This window comes from Lysinibacillus sp. A1, assembly GCF_000801965.1.
Classification (GTDB): Bacteria; Bacillota; Bacilli; order Bacillales_A; family Planococcaceae; genus Lysinibacillus; species Lysinibacillus fusiformis.
In genome coordinates, this window is the sequence record NZ_JSZM01000057.1 from 1 (window position 1) to 1,664 (window position 1,664).

A 1,664-nucleotide genomic window follows, 5' to 3' on the forward strand; every position below is an offset into this window, starting at 1 on the left:
AGTTTTCAAGGTTCATTTTGATGTTCGCTACTTTATTAAGAGCTAACTTTTATATAATAACATGTTTTATAATGTTTGTCAAACAGTTATTTTGTTTTTTTATATTTTAGTAGTTGCATATCTCAACAGCAACTTTTATATAATAACATGCTTATTTTCAATGGTCAATAGTTTTTATAAATCTTTTTTATAATCTTAGTCGTGGCCAGTTTCTTAAAAATTGAATGGTACGATTCCTTCCTATTTCTAAGAGTGTTTCTTTTGTTTCTTCATTTAAATCAAATTGCGTAGCACTGTAATCTTCTACAGGAATAAAAATAATATCTCTTTCATGTCTTCTTGAAATATATCTTTCATCATGCGCATCTTTCATAGTCGAAAATAATGCTTCAAATAAATTTAATCCATTTTTTATTTCATGAGGACACTGTTCCTCTCTCCGTCTACTCAATTTCAGACCTAAAATGGGTCGTACTTTTCTCCCCTCCTTATCGTCAAAAATCCATAAAGGGAAATTACTTAAAACACCTCCATCTACAATTACCGACTCACCTTTGCCTGTCTTTAATGTAACCGGTTCAAAGAAAAATGGTATACCACAGCTCATACGTAAAGCACAAGCAACTGAAAAATTATTGGCATCTATTTGATATTTGTGTAAATCGTCTGGTAATACAATTATTCTACCATTAGTTATATCTGAAGCGACTAGCTTTAGTGAATCTTTGGGTAGATCTCCAAAAGTATAGACACCTTTTTCAGCCAATTTTTTGAAGAACCACTTTTCTAATGCCTTTCCTTTATACAGACCTAAATGGTTATAAACATTTATCCATTTCATAAAAGGGAAAGGTAATATTGTTCTTCTAGAATCGAGTAATGAAGGTACATCTAACTCTTCTAGCATAATTTCAATTTCTCTACCGCTATATCCTGCAGCAATGAACGCAGCTAAAATTGCCCCAGCACTTGTACCAGCCACACGTTTAAAACGGAAATTTTCAGCTTCTAGTACTTGATAAGCTCCCACGAGTGCAAAACCCTTCAAACCTCCCCCAGAAAACACACCATCAATCCACATATTCCCTCTCCTTTTTTCCGTAATCTTTATATTATAAGAATCGAAATTGACGATTAGAACTAAAATTTGTATTTTAGTGTCGAAATCAAACTATTACTGAAAAAGGAATTATAATAGTATTTAGGATAATGGAACAATTTCATAGATTGGTGTCCTCTTTTACAAATGAGAAAATATTATATAACATAAATTGGGTATATCATTTCAATTAACACTTCCAATTTATTAATTTAGTCATTCGTTTCATAAAGTTTCTACGTACCTATAATAGATTTGCTCTATAAAATAAATGGAGATCTATATAAAAAACTTTATTTCGAATAAAAAATTTAAAAACTTTTTATATGAAATAAAAAAAACAGCCAGCATACAGCTGACTGTTTTTATTGCCTAGCGACGTCCTACTCTCACAGGGGGAAGCCCCCAACTACCATCGGCGCTAAAGAGCTTAACTTCCGTGTTCGGTATGGGAACGGGTGTGACCTCTTTGCCATCATCACTAGACTATTTTCGGCTTTCAATACACGGCATATAACTGTGTCTTGAAGCTCTTTTTATTGAAAGGATTGTTCTTTCAAAACTG

At 32.3% G+C, this 1,664-nt stretch carries 1 protein-coding gene and 1 rRNA gene; both read right to left on the reverse strand.

The window, feature by feature from the left end:
* Positions 1-187 precede the first annotated feature (187 nt).
* Entirely contained in the window at positions 188-1,081 is an 894-nt protein-coding gene (locus PI85_RS23465) for a patatin-like phospholipase family protein (RefSeq protein ID WP_036121941.1), read from the reverse strand.
* Between the two features lie 388 nt (positions 1,082-1,469).
* A 5S ribosomal RNA gene (gene rrf, locus PI85_RS23470) occupies positions 1,470-1,585 on the reverse strand.
* Positions 1,586-1,664: the final 79 nt, after the last annotated feature.

Excerpts from the sequence above, each read along its gene's own strand:
- PI85_RS23465 (WP_036121941.1), bottom strand. The coding sequence starts at position 1,081 with ATGTGGATTGATGGTGTGTTTTCTGGGGGAGGTTTGAAGGGTTTTGCA.